The organism is Rhodopirellula sp. UBA1907 (assembly GCF_002337565.1).
Taxonomy (GTDB): domain Bacteria; phylum Planctomycetota; class Planctomycetia; order Pirellulales; family Pirellulaceae; genus Rhodopirellula; species Rhodopirellula europaea.
Window position 1 is genome coordinate 3,130 of sequence record NZ_DDGH01000083.1, and the last position, 1,899, is coordinate 5,028.

At 56.0% G+C, this 1,899-nt stretch carries 1 protein-coding gene and 1 pseudogene; both read left to right on the plus strand.

Features of this window, described 5'->3' with window-relative positions:
* Positions 1-309, plus strand: a pseudogene (locus tag B2R17_RS17480) (DUF58 domain-containing protein); the annotation flags it as partial.
* 3 nt (positions 310-312) lie between these two features.
* On the plus strand, positions 313-1,899 hold a 1,587-nt coding region (locus B2R17_RS17485; RefSeq protein WP_286764996.1), incomplete at its 3' end, for a vWA domain-containing protein.

The following is a 1,899-nucleotide window of genomic DNA, read 5'->3' on the forward strand; positions in this document are numbered from 1 at the left end:
TTTCGCGACGGCATCGACCGACTCCGTTACGCCCGCTTTGAACCGCACGTGATACAGATCCACACGCCCAGTGAAGCGTCACCGAGTTTTCTGGGGGACATGGAGTTGGTGGACTGCGAGAGCGGTTTGCAAAAGAAGGTGACCGTAACCGAACGCAAGCTACGTCAATACAAAAAGCTTTTCCAAGCTTTCCTGGACGACGTCGAGACCTATTGCCGCAACCATGGACTGAGCCACACGCGAGCAACGACGGAGGTTCCCTTCGACGCTGTATTGCTTCGTATGATGCGTACTGCGGCGGTGGGATAATACATGTCGCTGGCGTCTCCCGAACGACTGATGTGGCTTTGGATCGCAGTTCCGATCATCGTTCTGTACATCCTGAAAACGCGTTTACGACGCCAGCCCGTCGCAACGCTCCTGTTTTGGGATCAGATCTTCGAAGAAAAACGCCAACGATCCCTGTGGCAAAACCTTCGCCGTTGGCTGTCACTTCTTCTGCAGCTTATTTTCGTCTCGCTCCTAGCATTCGCTCTGGCGGATCCACTTTGGCGGTGGCAAGCGGACTCCGGGCAAGAAGTGATTTTGGTCGTGGACAACTCGGCCAGCATGCAAGCTGTCGAACCCGAAACAGGGCAAACAAGATTGCAGCTAGCCGTTGACCGTGCCGCTTCACTCGCTCGTGGTCTTCGCCAGGGGGACCAGATGGCGTTGGTAACCGCCGGTACCACGGTCCGTGTCGTGGTCGGCATGTCTGACTTCGCGCCGGCGATCGAGGAAGCCATTCATTCGATCCAGCCAACCGATGGACCGACGCAAATCAAAGATGCCATCGAAGCGGCCAGACGATTGGCAGACGAAGAAGAACGGCGTCGCATCGTCGTCATCACCGACACGACACTCGACGAACAATACGACATCGAATCAGCCGAAGATCTTTCATGGGAGTCCATCGGCACCTCTCAAACCAACTTGGCAATCACCACGTTCCAAGTTCGACGTTCGAGCGTTGATCCGATCGGCTATGCATTGCTGGTCGAAGTCCGCAACTTTTCCGACGAACCATCCAGCACACGGCTGAAGCTCACGCTCGGTGAAGACCTAGTGGACGTTGTCCCGATCAAGCTGGAAGCCAATGGCGTCTGGCAAACAACGATCGAAGGAACGTCTCGCGAAGGCGGGGTCCTGACCGCGTCACTGGATGCGACCGATGGGCTTTCCGTTGACAACACGGCCCGAGCGGTTGTTCCGGCCCGCCCCTTCGTTTCAGTGACTTTGGTCACCGGGCCAGATGACCAGTCGTTTTATCTTCGCACCGTTTTGGAATCGATTCCGTTGATCAAGTTGACGGTGGTCAACGACACTGAGCAAACCGCGGAGAATGGTTTGACCATCTACAGCGGAACGGTTCCCACCGAACTTCCTCCTGGCCCCGCTCTGTTCATCGCTCGCGATGACGGCCCACCAGGAACCTGGAAACTCGGCAACGAAATCGACACACCCATCGTGGCAAAACAGGACAAAGAATCACCCCTGTTGCGACACGTTCAATTGCAAAACGTCATGCTCGCCGGTGGCCGTGATATCGAAGTCGATGAATCCTTGGGAGAAGCGACGACGTTGCTTGAAACAGCCGACACTTCGCGGGTGTTGGTTTCCGTCGAACGCGAGGCCGGCCGGATCCTGATTTTGTCAGCAAACCTGGACGACAGCGATCTTCCGCTTCGGATCGCCTTTCCCGTCATGATGACCAACGCCATGAATTGGTTCTTCCGGCAAACGGGCGACATGAACCCAGCTTTGAACACAGGATTGGCGACAACCGTGCCATGGGATTTCGATGCTGCTTCCGCCGTGCTGATGTCGCCGGATGGAAACGTCCGAAACATTTCGGTTGCA